Annotated in this window: 9 protein-coding genes and 1 pseudogene; 6 read left to right on the forward strand and 4 right to left on the reverse strand. The window is 47.5% G+C overall.

Annotated elements, in window-relative coordinates; translation table 11 throughout:
- Window positions 1-380 precede the first annotated feature (380 nt).
- Window positions 381-4,163, forward strand: coding sequence for an S-layer homology domain-containing protein (locus tag MHI27_RS01365; RefSeq protein ID WP_405175410.1), 3,783 nt, complete (start codon window positions 381-383; stop codon window positions 4,161-4,163).
- Between the two features lie 111 nt (window positions 4,164-4,274).
- On the opposite strand, the gene hflX is transcribed toward MHI27_RS01365, so the two are convergent.
- A complete protein-coding gene (gene hflX / locus MHI27_RS01370; RefSeq protein ID WP_405175411.1) occupies window positions 4,275-5,540 on the reverse strand; it encodes a GTPase HflX in 1,266 nt (421 codons plus the stop codon).
- Window positions 5,541-6,032: 492 nt separating this feature from the next.
- Here hflX and MHI27_RS01375 point away from each other — a divergent pair, with 492 nt between their 5' ends.
- Window positions 6,033-6,836 carry a hypothetical protein gene (locus MHI27_RS01375; protein WP_405175412.1) on the forward strand — a complete coding sequence of 268 codons (804 nt, stop codon included), beginning with the start codon at window positions 6,033-6,035 and terminating at the stop codon, window positions 6,834-6,836.
- A 102-nt stretch (window positions 6,837-6,938) separates the two neighbouring features.
- Here the strand turns inward: MHI27_RS01375 and MHI27_RS01380 are convergent, their stop codons facing one another.
- From MHI27_RS01380 to MHI27_RS01390, 3 genes and pseudogenes are all read right to left on the reverse strand, one after another.
- Window positions 6,939-8,966: a DEAD/DEAH box helicase gene (locus MHI27_RS01380; RefSeq protein ID WP_405175413.1), complete on the reverse strand. Its 2,028-nt coding sequence runs from the start codon at window positions 8,964-8,966 to the stop codon at window positions 6,939-6,941.
- Window positions 8,942-9,958: pseudogene (locus MHI27_RS01385) on the reverse strand (ATP-dependent helicase); the annotation flags it as partial. The pseudogene MHI27_RS01385 and the gene MHI27_RS01380, both read right to left, overlap by 25 nt.
- On the reverse strand, window positions 9,955-11,598 hold the full coding sequence (locus MHI27_RS01390) for an SWIM zinc finger domain-containing protein (RefSeq protein WP_405175414.1): 1,644 nt from the start codon (window positions 11,596-11,598) through the stop codon (window positions 9,955-9,957). The pseudogene MHI27_RS01385 and the gene MHI27_RS01390, both read right to left, overlap by 4 nt.
- A 342-nt stretch (window positions 11,599-11,940) precedes the next feature.
- Here MHI27_RS01390 and MHI27_RS01395 point away from each other — a divergent pair, with 342 nt between their 5' ends.
- The 4 genes from MHI27_RS01395 (at window position 11,941) to clpB (ending at window position 17,170) form a co-directional block, all read left to right on the forward strand.
- Complete coding sequence (locus MHI27_RS01395; RefSeq protein WP_405175415.1) at window positions 11,941-12,408, forward strand: Hsp20/alpha crystallin family protein; 468 nt, start codon at window positions 11,941-11,943, stop codon at window positions 12,406-12,408.
- Between the two features lie 175 nt (window positions 12,409-12,583).
- Window positions 12,584-13,591, forward strand: a complete 1,008-nt coding sequence (locus MHI27_RS01400) for a DnaJ C-terminal domain-containing protein (RefSeq protein ID WP_405175416.1) — start codon at window positions 12,584-12,586, stop codon at window positions 13,589-13,591.
- 439 nt (window positions 13,592-14,030) lie between these two features.
- On the forward strand, window positions 14,031-14,378 hold the full coding sequence (locus MHI27_RS01405; RefSeq protein ID WP_405175417.1) for a hypothetical protein: 348 nt from the start codon (window positions 14,031-14,033) through the stop codon (window positions 14,376-14,378).
- Window positions 14,379-14,527: 149 nt separating this feature from the next.
- Window positions 14,528-17,170, forward strand: coding sequence for an ATP-dependent chaperone ClpB (clpB, locus tag MHI27_RS01410; protein ID WP_405175418.1), 2,643 nt, complete (start codon window positions 14,528-14,530; stop codon window positions 17,168-17,170).
- Window positions 17,171-17,228 lie beyond the last annotated feature (58 nt).

A 17,228-nucleotide genomic window follows, 5' to 3' on the forward strand; every position in this document is an offset into this window, starting at 1 on the left:
GTACCAAGAAGAGTAATCTTCCTGAAAAAAAGGGGCTGTCTCATAAGTAGATGTTCTACAAAAGAAACAGCCCCGGTTATTCTTCAGTTGTCCATAACACGAACGAGGTGGTGTTCTGGAATCACTTCACCATCCGTTTGTCCGTCATACGTAGTTTCAGTAAAGACACCATCTAGGGTGTCTTTTTTTCGTGTGGATTCAATAGTTCTAGTTCGTAGTCATTAAAGCTTGAGCAGCTGTATTGCACCTCTTTGTGACTCTTGCATATTACGTCATGCATACAATTTAAATCTTTAATAATAGCAAAGGTTTAATTTTACATTGAACTGTTATAGTACTCATTGATCAATACTTTACTAACAGGGGGGAAGGATAAGCGCATGAATACATTACGTAAGACAATAGTGATTGCATCAGCGATAACGTTGCTAGGAGGAGGGTTTAATACAGGCTTTAGTCAAAATAATTATGTCTACGCAGCAGATGATACTACGCCATCCATCCTGGTCGAAGATTTTGAAGATGGAATCAATGATGTGAAATTTAATCCTAAACGTATGTATAATGCTACGCTGCATTTGGAAGATAACAAGAAGCTTGTAAGAAATGGGCAATATTCGGCTAGAATTGATTACGATATGATCGGCATAGTAGATAACCCCTCTCAAATTGAAGTCGGGTATAAAACGGGAAATATCCCAGTTACAGGTTACCCTACTAAAGTAGGCATGTGGGTTTATGCAAACAATGAAGGACATTTGCTGACGACAAAATTTAGAGATATAGGCGGATCTTCTTTCCAGGCAGAATTTTATGATGTAAATCAAGTGGGTATCAACTGGTCCGGCTGGAAATATATCGAGGCAGATATTCCGGAGGGTAAACCGGGTCCGATTGTTCTTGAATTGTTTTTCCAATTGAAACAATCGAATATGAGCAAGAAAAACAAGGGCTCTATTTGGGTAGATGATATTACCTTTATCTATGATGAAGTTGATGAGGATAAGGACGTTCCTGCCATTAAACCTAAAGCCCCTGTTGAAAATGAAGTCTTAAACACTCCACTTGATGAATTGAAGGTTGAGCTGACCGATAACGGATCAGGTCTGGATTTGGGTACCTTATCTGTTCAGTTAGATGGAACGGATATCACGGATGAAGTGCACTATTCTCCAGATACAAATTTATTAACTTACCCAGGAGAATATGTAGATGGCGGTTATCATGAGCTTGTGATTGAAGTGAAGGACAAAAATGGTAACCCGGCAACCAAAAAACTCACCTTCACAATAAATGCAGGAGAGCGTTTGTTCATGACTGCAGACGAAGAAGCCATAAGTAATGAAATCTATCCTGTTCATATTAATATCAAAGATTACTTGAAAGCAGAGCAGGCAAAATTCACCTTGAATTATGATGCAAGCACCCTTCAAGTTGAAAGCATTACTCAGGCGGCTGGAGTTTCCCTAACCTCAGATATTGATAATGAGCACGGCATGGTTCAAGTAGCACTTGATAACGTAATAGCAGCAGCTCAAAATGTCGTTACTGTTAACTTCAGAGTGAGCTCTCATGCCGTCTTAGAGCGTGGTGAAGCGTACAAAACCATAACAATGAGTAATGCGAGTCTTACTGCTGGCGGCGTTCAGACGAGTACACCATTAGCTGCGCCTATTCATTATACAATCGGTTTCCCTTATCAGCTAAAAATGACGGGAGTTGGTTTGGGTACACCTTCTACCTTTACAGTGTTAGACCATGGAGGCAATCCGTATGAAGGTGCGGATATTGTTTTCACTGGATTATTAAAGCAAAGCTCAGTCGTTACAGTTAACACTGTTACGTCTAGTGTATATGAGGATGATGATACATCTTCTAATGTAATCATGGTTGCAAATGATGGTGAACGTTACTATGCTTCAACAGCAGCTAAGAATGGATTTTACGAGGTTATTCTCGCAGACGGACAAACAACAGGTTATATCTCTGAAGCTGATGTTAGTAGTCAGTTATTGAGCGGCAGCCTTGGTAAAACAGATGCTAAAGGACAGTTAATAACAGACCTCACTACATTGGCACTTGGAACCTATCAGGTACAAGCAGTCATCGGTGATCAGAACAGTAAGGTTGTCAATTATGAAGTTGTAGAGCAGTATGGTATGAATGAACCGCAATATATTCAAACCTATGTCGCAGAGGATATGTCTTCACAACTGAGTGCTGCCTGGCAAACAAAACCAGATCAAACCTCTACGTATATTCAATACATCGAAACTGGTGAATGGGGAGCAGGTGCAAGCCCAGACAACAATAAAGTAAAGCAGCAGCAAGCTGAGAGTGAGCTGCAGGTGCTTAGTATGAAGGAAAATGGAACGAAGGGTGAAATCCGGTTTCATAATGTCCTGGTTAAGGGCTTGAAAGCAGATACCACTTACAAATATCGTGTAGGCTATGAAGACCAATGGTCGGAGTGGCATGAATATTCTACTGTCGATCAGGATAAATCAACACCGACCTCATTCTTGTTTATTACGGATTCCCATACGAATCAACTACCAGGATTACAAATCTATCAAGAGCTAATGACTAACGCTTTGACACAATATCCATCAACACAGTTTATTATGCATGGTGGAGATATGGTTGATGTGGGCGGCGCATTCGAAGAATGGCAAAAGTTCTGGCTAGCATCTTCTGTTTATGCAACAAAACTCCCGACTGCACTAACACTGGGCAACCATGATGTGAAGAGTGAAGGGAAGGATGTGTTCACCAAAGGTGCGAATTTCCCGGAAAACGGACCAGAATCCCAACTGCAATATGCTTACTCTTATGAAGTCGATGATACTCATTTTGTCGTATTGAACTCAGAAGGCACAGAGGAACAGATGGTTGATCAAGCAGCATGGTTAAAGGACGATTTGGATCAAAATGATAAAAAATGGACTGTCGTTATGTTCCACCGTCCAGCTTATCATACAGAGAATGGCCGAGAATCCCTTGTTGAGTACACCCAAACCTATTTTGCACCCATATTAGAAAAGAAAAAAGTCGATTTGGTTCTGGTTGGTCATGATCATGTATATGCGCGCACCTATCCAATGATGGATGGAAAGCCAAATAAAGCTACCAATGAGGGTACTGTATACCTTGATGGTGGTGCTTCAGGCTGGAAATTCTATGATGGCACCCAATATAATTATTTGAATTATATTTTTGATGAAGACGTTCCTGTATACTCCGCTATTAAAATTACTGAGGATGCGATTCATGTGGAGGCACGTACAAGTGCGGGTGCATTAATCGATGAGTTTTCTGTTAAGAAAACAACGGAAATTGAGACACCGACACCAACGCCAACACCAACACCAACGCCAACACCGACACCGACACCGACACCGACACCGACACCGACACCAACACCAACGCCACCAACACCGAATTCAACATCAACGCCACCAACATCTACACAAAAGCCAACAGCAACGCTTACACCAACATCAACACCGAAGCCAACAGCGATGCCAACACCGCCAACATCGACATCGAAGCCAACAGCGTTGAAGCCGGTATTCAACGACAAGGTAAATGTAGATGCAGTTAAAGCTATCGTGGAAAAAGAGAAGTCTGCTCCCACTATAAACTTTACGGATGTTCCGGCATCATCGTGGAGTGCCTCTGTAGTGGAGCGTGCAGCTAAGATGGGGATTGTAACGGGTTATAGTGATGGTTCTTACCATCCGAATCAAAAGGTAACTCGCGCCGAGTTCGCCACAATGCTAGCAAAAGCTTTTGGTCTACAGAATTCAAGCGGTTCATCTTTCTCTGACACGCAAGGGCATTGGGCTTCAGAATCGATTGCAGCATTACAAGCTAAAGGGGTAATTACGGGTTACAGTGATGGTTCTTTCCATCCGAATCAAGAAATTTCTCGCGCTGAGATCGTTGCAATGCTTGCTCGTCTGACAAACTATGTTCCTAACGCATCCAATCTATTTTTGGATGTAGCTACGAACTGGGCTTCAGAACAAATCAATGCTTTTGCAACTGCTGGCATAGTAACTGGTAAAGGCAACGAATTGTTCAAACCAAATGATGCTGCATCCCGTGCGGAGTCGGTTGCGATGATCATTCGTTTGTTGGATAAATTACTTGCACACTAAGTGAAATGTTTCGGGTAGTTAACCGGATTCAGCTCCACCAATAAGAAAAAGAAGGGGCTGTCCCTGAGTCATTATGACTTATGGGACAGCCCCTTTGCTGTGTCTAATAGCCTAAAGCTCAACAAAGTCGTTGCGGAATTTCTCGAAATCAGATTTTCTACATTCTAGCGCAAGCCGTGTGCCTGTTTCTTCATAGCTAGTGGATTGAACATGGGCATGCTCGTTGAAATAGGAGACTACATTGCCGCGATCAAATGGAATCAGAATTTCACACTGAACATAATCCGTAAACACATGGCCGCGAATCAGATCTGTAAGTTCAGCTACCCCACTATTTTGTTTGGCAGAGAGATAGACATTGTCACCCTCAAGGTGAGGGTAAGGCAAGTCAGTTAGGTCAGCCTTGTTGTAGGCATAAACCGTTGGAATTTGGTCCGCGCCGAGCGCTTTCAAAGTCTCATCAGTGACGGCCATATGCTGCTCATGCTGTGGATCGGAAATATCGACTACGTGAATCAATAAGTCAGCTTCGGTCACCTCTTCGAGCGTGGAGCGGAAGGCTTTGACCAGATGATGGGGAAGCTGGCTGACGAATCCGACGGTATCTGTTAATAAAAAGGTTTTGTGATCCGGTAGCTCAATGCTCCGAACGGATGTCTCCAGCGTAGCGAATAACATATCCTTGGCGAACACTTGCTTATTAGAGCCGGGATGATACGTCTCCACGATCACATTCATTAAGCTGGACTTGCCGGTATTTGTATAGCCGACGAGACAGACGACAGGAACCTCATTCTTATGCCGCTGCTTTCGCTGAATTTGGCGCCTTGCTACTTGCTGTTGGAGCTCAACTTGTAACGCTGAAATGCGTTCTTCTATTCTTCTGCGATCCAGCTCCAGCTTCGTTTCACCAGCGCCTCTGTTCTTCAGCCCAGCACCACCGCCTTGTCTTCCGAGGGATTCTCGGAGACCTGTCAGGCGGGGCAGCATATACTGCAGCTTGGCTACTTCTACTTGCAGCTGTGCTTCTTTGGTTTTCGCTCTTTCTGCGAAAATATTCAAGATCAGAATCGTTCGATCAATGACCTGACGGCCTAGAGAAGACTCCAAATTGCGAATCTGTGAAGGAGACAGCTCATCATTAAAAATAACAATAGGAGCATCATTCGCTTCTAAGAGCGCAGATACTTCTTGGATTTTGCCTGTGCCGATATAGTGGGAAGGGTTGATCCGGCTTGCCTTCTGACTAAGTTCTCCGACAACTTCTAGGTCACAGGCAGCTGCCAAATTACTGAGTTCTTCCATCGAATAATCGAAGTTTGTTTCGTTTTGTAGCTGAACACCGACTATAATAGCTTTTTCTCGTAGTTGTTCCATATATTTATTCATCCTCCAATAGTAAATAGTAAACGCAAAAAAACACAGGACATCTGCCTGTGCTTACGGTTCGTTAGAGGACGTCAGAACAAATGTGTAAGGAGAAATCTCCGTTACGACATTAGGGTCTTCCATAGATATATCGAATTAAACAACGGCTGGGGCGTAGGGAAATGATAACCTAATCCCTTACGAGCAGCAGTTGGTTTATTGGCTTCTATGGAGTTAAATGGGTAGACCTATCCTGAGTCCTCTGCACATGGGCAGAGCTTTAGCGCTATTCAATTAGCCGCGCAAAGTTCTAACTCGGATAAAGTCTATCACACGTAACCCTCCGTTCATAAAAAGTTAAGTCGAGTTTACCACATCCTTTATTTGGTGGCAAATCTGTATTTTATGCTCGGTGGAGCACATCTCTATTTTAATATCAATCCAAGGATTCTAAAAAATGATTGCATACCATATATATATAATTTGATATGAATAGGAGGTGTGAAGACATTGCCTGTCCTCTCTACAAACACCATCATTAATTTACCTGTCGACGGTACTCGTCCAATAGATCAAGTTGTGATCAAAGTGGTTAACAATGGATCAGCTGGCGCGGCTTGTTATTTAACGGGTTTAGCCAATAGTGCAAGTCCTCAGACAGTCTTTATTGAAGAATTATTTGAGCTGCAATATCGGGAAACGTCAAGCAAGACCTACACGATTGTAGAGGATTTATTCCAATTTAATTTTGTGTATTCACAGGACCAATTGAAGATTCAGGTTTTTCTTGTGGATGTGAACGGTGTCTGGACGGCTGTTAATCTGGAAGTGTTTCAAGTAAGCCGTATAACCTCGGAAATCCGTGATAACGTATCGGTTACATCGACTGACTTCGCGGCAATTAGCTTTATGAGGAGTTCTGCCTTTACTATTCCACAAGGTCTTGCGGCTGAGATTAGACCGGCGGCTTTAGATATTCTATCCAAAAGACCTGTGCGATATATGGTCGTCGCAGGTGGTATTCTGGATGGGACATTCGAAAATTTCCCAACGCCAACTACGGATATTCCTGCCACGGACACGGCACTGCTGGTGAATTACACCTGCACTACGGTCACGGGTGGAAAGGTGATTATGCAAGGTACAGGATCGGGAATCTCCGGTGCTTATGCGAATTTGGCTGTTAATTTGCTTAACGAGCGACTCTCTTACGAGCTTCAGAATGAGCCGGTTACTTTGGTGGTTAACTCACTTTCAGGTGATGATGATCTCGCAGTCACCTTTAAGATGTCCGAGCAATGGTGAGCGTTCTTTAATCCAGTACTGAAGATAAATTCTAGTGATTGAAAAAAGGAACATCCGCGTAGATGCGAATGTTCCTTTTGATGGTCGTTGCAAGCGTTAAGATTAGTCTGTTAAGCCTCGCCGTAATGTAAATAGGTCTTTCAAAGCCTCGGTAGACAGCTCGGTAATCCAGCCTTCGGAGCTGGAGATGACATTATCGCTTAGCTGCTGCTTACTCTCCAGCATCTCATCAATCTTTTCTTCGAGCGTCCCGAGAGCGATGAACTTATGCACCTGTACATCACGCGTCTGGCCCATCCGATAGGCGCGGTCTGTCGCCTGATTCTCAACGGCCGGATTCCACCAGCGATCGAAGTGGAATACGTGATTGGCTGCGGTTAAGTTCAGACCGACACCTCCGGCTTTGAGAGAAAGGATGAATACATTCGGCTGATCAGACGGTGGTGCATCTGGACGTCTGGACCCTTCGTCCGCGGAAGGTGCAGGCGTCTGGAATCGCTCAATCATTCGGTCACGCGCCTGTTTGGAGGTGCTTCCGTTCAAATAAAGGACAGGCTCCCCAAGCTCCTGCTGTAGAACAGCCTGAAGCATTTTTCCCATCCCAACATATTGCGTAAAGATGAGACAGCGCTCATCCTCTGCACGCAGTTCCTTAACCATATCCAGCAGTCTTTCAAGTTTAGAGGAACGGTTAATGAGTAGACTGGTATCCAGTTTGTTGTCCGAATCCGTTTCAGGGAGGGCCTCCTTAGTCACAAGCATCGGGTGATCGCATAACTGCTTAAGTCCGGTCAAAGCCCCAAGAATGGCGCCCTTACGCTCAATACCTTCCAACTTCTGCATACGGTCGAGCAGTCCGTTTACGGTCTGGTCATAGAGCGCAGCTTGTTCAGCTGTCAGATGGACATAGGTCTTCATCTCGTTTTTATCTGGAAGATCGAGCTGAATGTTAGGATCCTTTTTCTTACGGCGTAGCATGAACGGCTTCACGAGATTCTGTAGGTCCGCTGTACGTTTCTCGTCACGTTCCTTCTCAATGGCATTACTGAATCGGTCGTTAAAGGCTTTGGCACTACCCAGATAACCTGGGGTTATAAAATCATAAATGGACCACAGCTCGGATAATCTGTTCTCTATAGGTGTTCCTGTCAGCGCAATCCGGTGTAAAGCGGGGAAGCTGCGCACAGCTACCGACTGCTTCGTTTGAGCATTCTTGATGTTCTGTGCTTCGTCCAGACAAATCGCCGCCCAAGTGAATTCCTTCAGCAACTCCTGATCAAGCGCTGCAGTCGCATAAGAGGTGAGAACCACGTCAGCTTGCGACGCAGCGCCATAGAAGAATCCTGCGTCCAAACGGCGACTTCCGTAGTGAAGCATCACATTCAAAGAAGGCGCGAAGCGCTGCAATTCCTTCTGCCAGTTGCCCAGCACGGAGGTAGGGCAGATGATCAGAGCAGGCCAACCCGGAGGGTCGGTCTGGCGACGGGATGAGCTAGGATCGGTATTTTCTTTGATATGAAGTAAATATGCGATGAGTTGGACGGTCTTGCCAAGCCCCATATCATCGGCTAGACAAGCCCCCAAACCGAATTGACGCAGGAAAGTCAGCCAAGCATATCCTTCATGCTGATAGGTGCGTAGCTCTGCCTGGAGTCCTGCGGGCACTGGAGGCTTCGGCCATTGTGAGCGCTGGCCGAGCTGACCAATGAGACTGATCAAATGCTCGTTTAGCTCTACCTCGAGCCGCAGGCGCGCCGCATCCTCTTGAAGCTGCTCTTCTGTAGCCTCAGCCTCAGCTTCCTCACTCGCTTGCAGCAAATGAAGCTGAAGCACATCTTGGAAAGACAAGCCTTGCGACTTGTCCATACCTGCCATGGCTCTTTGGATTTGCGCCAGCAGTGCGGGATCGAGCGAGACCCATTTGCCTTTGAAGCGGACGAGTCGTTCCCCTCTTGCGACCAGCTCGGCAAATTCAGCTTCGGTGAGGTCGACGTCGCCGATGGAGATTCGCCAATCGAAATCGATGATCGAATCGAGGCCGAACAGCGACTCGCCGCCGCTGCGTTTGTCCTCGCCGGAGCTGATCTTGGCGCGCAGGCGCGGTTTTTCCGGCTGGCGGCTTCCCACCACGCCGGCAGCAGCACTTGCCAGCCTGCTTCCAGCAGCCGCTGGCTCTCGGTGGTTAAGAACCGCCAAGCGATGCCATCGCTGAGCGGTTCGGTCAGCACGTCGCCGCCCGCCGCGAAGCGCTCGGGCGGCAGGCTGCCGCGGAGGCGCTCCAGCCATCCCGCGGCGCGTTCGTGCACGTGGGCCGACCATGCTGTCGGCCACAAGCCGTGCGGCTCGCCATCATCGGCGAGCCTGATGTGAACAAGCGCGGATTCATCGCGCTTGTCCTGAAGGATCAGCTGCAGCCGCCAAGGGGATTCATCCCCTTCCGGCTCCAGCAGCTGAAGTGCAGGCCGGAAAGGCGCGGTATCCGCCTTCCAGCCAATGGCGATAAGCCATGCAGCGGTATCCATGCCCGCTGCAAGGGCCCCGCTTCTATCGAATAGAAGCGGGAATTCGCTCCGGAGGTCGCCTGCCTCGGCCTCCGTGCTGTAATACCTCTGCGATACGGCGGCGGAGAACGCCGCGCGTAACCCGCGGCTAAATTCGCTGCCGCCATTTAGCGCCTCAAGGGCCCCTTTGGCAGTGTCATTCTCCACTGCCACCTGCGCCAAAGCGCCCTCATCCCAGGTCCATTGCAACCTCCCGGCACGATAAGCGGAGATATCGGGAATATACTGTTTGTTCTCCAGACATATAGCCAGTAGTGGCACCAGTTCAGTGAGATGGGCCGCATCGCCCTCCCAGTTCCATTCGATATGCGCCAGCAGCTTCTGCTCTGCAAAGAAAGGGATGACCTGCTCCGCAGGTAGAATCACTAGCTCTACACCTTCGCCAGCTGGTTGAACTGTTAACTCGGTTCCATAAAAAGACGCCTCATGCCAGGCGAATAACCGCTGCTTAAGCTGCAAGCCGGGCACGAGATCTTCTCTTTCATTCATTCCATATATTAAAGCGTCGCCATACTGGCTTAATGTAAGCCGGATGGTCAACGTGCGCAAATGCATGTTCATGGTATTAGCTTTCCTTTCCGAAGCTCCTCTTGCAGCGCACGGAGTCTGCTGTGCTTTGTGGTGAAGGCAATGAGGAACTCTTCCCACCGTTCTTCTTGTTTCATTTTTTTATACAGCTTGGATAATCGCTTCAATAGTTTCACAGCCGCCTTGTAGCTATGTCTATTCTTATCCAGCACAAATCTTTCGACGGCCTGATGGTAGAAAGGGAGTAGAACTTCGGGTGCGTTTTTCTCCATAGGCTGGAGGTCTGTAACACGAAATTCGGAAGGCAGCTTACCGATGGACAGTTGATAATCCATCCATGTCTGCCATTTTTCATAGGTAATTAATTTCTCTTCGTATACTTCTCCAGAGATAGGTAACATGGTGGCTAATGTATTCCACATCTGCGGCTCAGCTTCAGGAAGGTGGCGAACGGCCTCTTCCCATCTGTTCGAATAGTTATTCAGATTATAGAGTCTGCTACTCAGCAGTGGACCGATCTGAGCAAGCCAGCCCACCAAGCGTGACCATTCACCTGCATCCAGAAGCGGGGAGGTGAAGCTCATAAGCTCATCAGGATGGAGACCTGGGCGCTCGGCAGCCTTATTCAGTAATTCCCAAGCCTTTGGGTCATCCTTCAGATAAAAATACATGCGGCTCTGGGCTAATAGCCACGCATGGCGTGACAGGGAAGCGCCTAATTCACTTTCTGCCTGCTGAAGCTGTTTGATTTCATCCAGATAAAGCTTAGTTCCGCCTGTATTCGGATAAATCCAGTTTCTCCACAGCAGGTCATAGCACAGTGAAAAAGAGGGTTGATCCCGCAAGCGATCGCGCGACTCCGTCAACATCTCACGGCGCAAGTAGGAGAGGGTCTCGACGATATGCGGCCACAGATCGTATTCCTGCTCTTGCTCGGGAGACAGCGGGAGTGTGCTTTTTAACAGACGTGTGATTGCTTCCTGTAGTTCAGAGACCGCTACTTGCGTGTAATAGCCGAGTGATGAGGTAAAGGCGACCTGACCGGGTAGATTGGCGGAAGGCTTAGCCAGCTTTTCTAGAAGAAAAAGATGGGCATGCAGGGTAAATAACTTGTCTATTTCCGGTGATAACTTCGGCTTAAATTTAGTAATGGAAGACAATGCCCGATCCACATATTCAGGATTCCGAGTGGTATGTGCCAGAGGCGTGATGCAGAACGCAAAATACTCGCGCCACTCCGTGATGCCTCCGTCAGCGATCCGGCTGGCATGTTCTTTTAGCTGCTGCTGGTGCTTTCCATCGGTTCCGACAGGTGAACTACTAGATGTTTTTGGGAGAAAAGATGCGGCTTTGGCGTTAGCTAGAACTTGTACAGACCTATTCTGTTGTTCAGCAAAACTGAGCAGCACGGCGGCCATATGCTTGCAATGTCCTGAAACTGGGCAGTTGCAATGGCACCGCGTGAAGCTGTCCAGATCAATAGTAACGCGGTAATCCTCTCTACCTTCAACAAGGGCATTGATCTTAGATGGCTCCGTCATAGTGAACGAACGAATACGGCTTTGCTTATAATATTGGAACCCTCGTTTGAGGGTGAGGTCATCGAAATAATAGGCGACATTCTGGATGAGCTTACTCCACTGCGTATCATCCATAGTATAGGTTGGTTGCATACAATTGGTCTCCCGTAAGAAAAATGGTCGTTATTTGACCTTCATTATATCATTTCTTTTTGAGTAGGATGTTTTGGCGTTGTAATGAAAGCGAAAATGCTGGCTTGTATGGAACGTGGGGCCTAAACATATACTAATCGTGCTGAAATTTGAAGGATAGATCAAATAAAGGTCAAAAAAGGTCAAAACATTAAAAACATTAAAATTTGTAGCATTAAATCAGCTGATTTGCCTGAATTTGACTGAAAATTGGCTTAAATCGATTTTGTTATTCCTCTGATAGGGGACTATAATAAGGTCATAGGTCAAATAAAGTCAAAGTCAATGAGAGGAGAATGGATAATGTTTGATTTGGTTCCTTTTGGTAAACGTAGAGATGATGCTTTTGGTATGCTGGCTAAGTCTTTGAATGATGTTTTTAATGATGATTTTTTTGTACCGATCAAGAGCTCGACGATGTCCTTCAGAACGGATATTCGCGAGAGTGAGCAGGCTTACCTGATTGAAGCTGAACTTCCTGGCTTTAAAAAAGAAGAAATCGACATTGATTATGCCAGCCCTTACTTGACGATTAAAGCGGTGCGGAAGGAAGAGAATGCGGAGGAGAACAAGGATCATCAAATTGTACGTAGAGAACGTCGATATGGTGAATATGTTCGCAGATTCTATGTTCAGGATATTGCAGTGGAAGAGATTCGCGCGTCTTTGAAAGACGGATTACTGAAGCTGGAAGTTCCAAAACAGCAAAAACCACAAGGGAAACGCATTGAGATTCAAGACGGAGATTTTAGCGCATCGCAGTCTGAATAAGCATAATTTAGGCGGTAATAGTTTCCGCTCAGCATCTTAGAGATTGGCAGCGAGCTTTTAATATAGTGTTATGAATAAAAGGCGCATTGTAGTGGAGGATTCCGGCTATGGTGCGTCTTTTCTCGGAATCGTACGATGAGTTGTATTTAATAAAGCGTTGAAAGGAGGAATCCGAATGGCTAACAAAAGCTATTATGATGCTTTAGGCGTGAGCAAAACAGCAACTAAACAGGAAATTAAAAAGGCTTATCAAAAGCTGGCCAAGAAGTGGCATCCCGATGTCAACAAAGCTTCTGAGGCAGAGGCGAAATTCAAAGAAGCGGCTGAAGCCTATGAAGTGCTGGGCAATGAGGAGAAACGCAAGCTTTACGATGAGGAGCTGCTTTATGGGGCTCAGCGTGGTAGAGCTGGTGGAGGTGCGTCGAGCGGAGCCTCTTCGTGGGATTCAAACTATGGTGGAAGCTGGAACGGTGGGACTTATTCTGCAGGAGGTTCTGGCATTTCGGAGGAAGATTTGTTCGGAATGTTTTTTGGGAATCGGGGATCGGCGGATCGCGCTGGCTTTGATTTCTTTTCTAGTAGTAGTAGTGGGCGTGCGAACGGCAATCCATGGGGTGAGGCGCGCAGTACGACGCAGGCGCAGCTGGATATTACGTTGGAGCAGGCCTATAAGGGAGCAACTGTAAGAGTGCAGATCGGTGATAAAACTGTGGACGTTCAAGTTCCGCCGGGATCTAGTGAAGGCACGATTTTAAAAATCGCAGGAACCACTCAGAGTGGCATAGCTCAGGGTGGCGATATACTGCTGGCACTTCATATTCTTCCTCATGATATATACGAGCTTCAAGCTGGCGATTTATACGGTGTAGTTGAAGTTGCTCCATGGCAAGCGGTATTGGGTGGTGAGGTGAAGGTTCCATTACCGGGTGGCGGTGCTGTGAAATTGAAGATTCCTGCAGGAATTCAAAGTGGTAAAACGCTGCGCATCCCAGGCAAAGGTTTGAAGCGTGAGAATGGTGCGAACGGTGATATTTTATTTGGTATTGAGATTGTTGTCCCTGAGCCAACCAGCGAAGCGGAGAAGAATTTGTACCGTAAACTGGCTGAATCCAGCCATTTCGAGGCTAGAGCTAAACGTCAAAGCGCTAGTGCGCAGCGCCCGAAGGCAAAAGTGGGTAATTAATAGGTAGGTAGAGGTAACTTTGTATGTTCGTGATCGATTTTGGCTGGTGAATATGGTGAATAGAGTGCTAGTAGTAGAAAAGTAACTTAATTAGAAACTAACTATAGTAGAGAACTGTGAGAAGTGTCGGGAAAAGGAAGGGTAAAAGTGTTCTAAAGGTGCCGATTTCGGCTCGATGAGCGAAAAGAGGGGTAAAAATACCCCAGAATGCGCCGATTTCGGCTCGATGAGCGAAAAGAGGGGTAAAAGTACCCCAGAATGCGCCGATTTCGGCTCGATGAGCGAAAAGAGGGGTAAAAATGCCCCAGAATGAGTCGTATTGGGCTCGATGAGCGAAAAGAGGGGTAAAAATGCCCCAGAATGAGTCGTATTGGGCTCGATGAGTGAAAAGAGGGGTAAAAATACCCCAGAATGGGCCGAATTTGGCTGATCACTCGAAATGTACGGTATTAATCCCGCAGATAGCGCCAAATGCGGCTCATCCGTCCAAATGAACGGTATTAATCCCGCAGATAGCACCAAATGCGGCTCATCCGTCCAAATGTACGGTATTAATCCCGTAGATAGCGCCAAATGTGGCTCATCCGTCCAAATGTACGGTATTAATCCCGTAGATAGCGCCAAATGCGGCTCATCCGTCCAAATGTGCGGTATTAATCCCGTAGATAGCGCCAAATGTGGCTCATCCGTCCAAATGTACGGTATTAATCCCGTAGATAGCGCCAAATGCGGCTCATCCGTCCAAATGTGCGGTATTAATCCCGTAGATTACGCCAAATGTGGCTGATCACCCGAAATGTACGGTATTAATCCCGCAGATAACGCCAAATACGGCCCATCCGCCCAATTCAGCGGTATTAATCCCGCTAAATTAATCTATCCCGGCCAAAACGGCCGATCCTATATATCAGTCCTAAATAGAAAGGTGAGAGAGCTATGGATTTCAATAAACTTACTCAAAAGCTGCAGGAAGCAGTGGCTGCGGCGCAGTCGCTGGCTTCAGAAAGCGGACATCAGGAGATCGATAATCTCCATCTTTTAAAAGCGTTACTCCAGCAGCAAGAAGGCTTGCTGCCAAGATTGCTGCAAAAGATGAACGTCCCCATAGCTGAGCTGCTGCGCAGCACGGATGAACTGCTTGGGCGCAAGCCGAGCATAAGCGGATCAGGGGCAAGCACAGTACGGCGTTATGCCTCGCAATCGCTGATTCATCTGCTGGAACAGGCGGAGAAAGAAGCGGCGAAGATGCAAGACGAGTTTGTTTCGGTGGAGCATGCCGTGCTGGCCATGGTGTCGGATTCGAGCAGGGATAATCGTGAGCTGCGTGATCTTTTTGTCAGTCGTGGATTAACACGCGAGAAGCTGATGTCTATACTTGCTGAGATTCGTGGGCATCAGCGTGTAACGAGTCGGGAGCCGGAGGCTACTTATGAGGTGCTGGAGAAATACGGACGTGATCTTGTAGCAGAGGTTCGCGCGGGTAAGATCGATCCAGTCATCGGACGTGACGCTGAGATACGTCGTGTGATCCGAATTCTGTCCCGTAAAACGAAGAATAACCCTGTGCTGATCGGAGAGCCAGGTGTAGGTAAAACAGCGATTGTGGAAGGCTTGGCTCACCGGATTGTACGCAAAGACGTACCGGAGGGGCTGAAGGACAAGACGATTTTCTCGCTGGATATGAGTTCCCTTGTAGCAGGCGCGAAGTTCCGAGGTGAATTCGAGGAACGCCTGCAGGCGGTACTGAGGGAAGTTCGTGAAAGTAACGGCCGTATTATTCTTTTTATTGATGAGCTGCACACGATTGTAGGTGCAGGGAAAACTGAAGGCTCGATGGATGCGGGCAATATGCTGAAGCCGATGCTGGCTCGCGGCGAACTGCACTGTATCGGTGCCACAACGCTCGATGAATACCGCAAGTATATAGAGAAGGACCCTGCGCTGGAGCGCCGTTTCCAACAGGTACTGGTCAGCGAGCCGGATGTAGAGGATACGATCTCCATTCTACGCGGTCTGAAGGAACGGTTCGAAGTCCATCATGGAGTCAAAATCCATGACAGCGCCCTCGTCGCTGCAGGCGTTCTGTCTAACCGCTACATTACGGACCGTTTTTTGCCGGATAAAGCGATCGACTTAGTAGATGAAGCTTGTGCCATGATCCGTACAGAGATTGATTCCATGCCGGGTGAGATGGATGAAGTGACCCGCCGTCTGATGCAGATGGAGATTGAAGAAGCAGCGCTCAAAAAAGAAACCGATGACGCCAGCAAACGCCGTCTGGAGATCTTACAACGTGAACTCGCCGATCTCAAGGAGAAGCAGCTTGGGATGACGGCGCGTTGGGAGAAGGAAAAGTCAGCGATTCAAGGCATCCGCGACCTCAAAAAACGGCTGGAGCAAGCCCGCAAGGATCTGGTCGATGCACAGGAGGAATACGATCTTAATAAATCAGCCGAATTGAGCTATGGCATCATTCCTGATCTGGAGCGTCAATTGAAGGCAGCGGAAGAAGCGGCACAGCAGGATCAGGATACAAGATTATTGCGTGAAGCTGTAACCGAGGAGGAGATCGCAGATATTGTGTCACGTTGGACGGGTGTGCCGGTTAGCCGACTGGTTGAAGGCGAACGGGATAAGCTGCTGCGTCTGGAAGAAACGCTGCATGAACGAGTTGTGGGCCAAGATGAAGCTGTCAGCTTGGTGGCCGATGCCGTGCTTCGGGCAAGAGCCGGGATCAAAGATCCGAATCGGCCGATCGGTTCCTTCCTGTTCCTCGGTCCGACTGGGGTAGGGAAGACGGAGCTGGCCAAATCGCTCGCGGTCTCTCTCTTTGATCGCGAAGATGGCATGATCCGTATCGATATGTCGGAGTATATGGAGAAGCACAGTGTTTCTCGCCTAGTCGGTGCACCTCCGGGATACGTTGGATATGAGGAGGGCGGCCAACTTACAGAAGCTGTACGGCGTCAGCCTTACACAGTAGTGCTGCTCGATGAAGTGGAGAAGGCGCATCCCGATGTATTTAATATTCTACTGCAGCTGCTTGATGATGGACGTCTGACCGATTCGCAGGGCCGGATGGTCGACTTCAAGAACACGATCATTATCATGACCTCAAATATCGGTTCACCACATCTGATTCAAGGCACCGATGAGAAGGGTCAGCTTACGGAGGCTGCCAAGGATAGCGTAATGAAGGAACTAACTGGTCATTTTCGTCCAGAGTTCCTGAACCGGGTTGACGATATTGTGATGTTCAAGCCGTTGACCCTGGGTGAGATCGAAAAAATCGTGGACAAACTGGTGGACGGATTACGTTTGCGTCTTGCTGACCGGGAGATTGGTCTTGAGTTAACTGAGCCCGCGGTACGTTTTATCGCTAAGGAAGGTTTTGATCCAGTGTATGGGGCGAGACCGCTGAAACGCTTCATCCAGCGAAGTCTGGAGACCCGTGTGGCACGTGCGATCATTGCTGGTGAAGCCACAGAAGGTACGGTGATTCAAGTAGACGAATTCGGCGGCGGCCTGACGGTGAGCATTATGAAACCAGATCTCGATGAACCACAGCGTACTGAATAAGAAGAAGTTAGCAAAACGAATCGTACTATGTAAAAATAAAAGGCGTCCACAAAGCCAT

Origin of the sequence: Paenibacillus sp. FSL H8-0261, assembly GCF_045040645.1 — a bacterium.
Lineage (GTDB): Bacteria > Bacillota > Bacilli > Paenibacillales > Paenibacillaceae > Paenibacillus_AQ.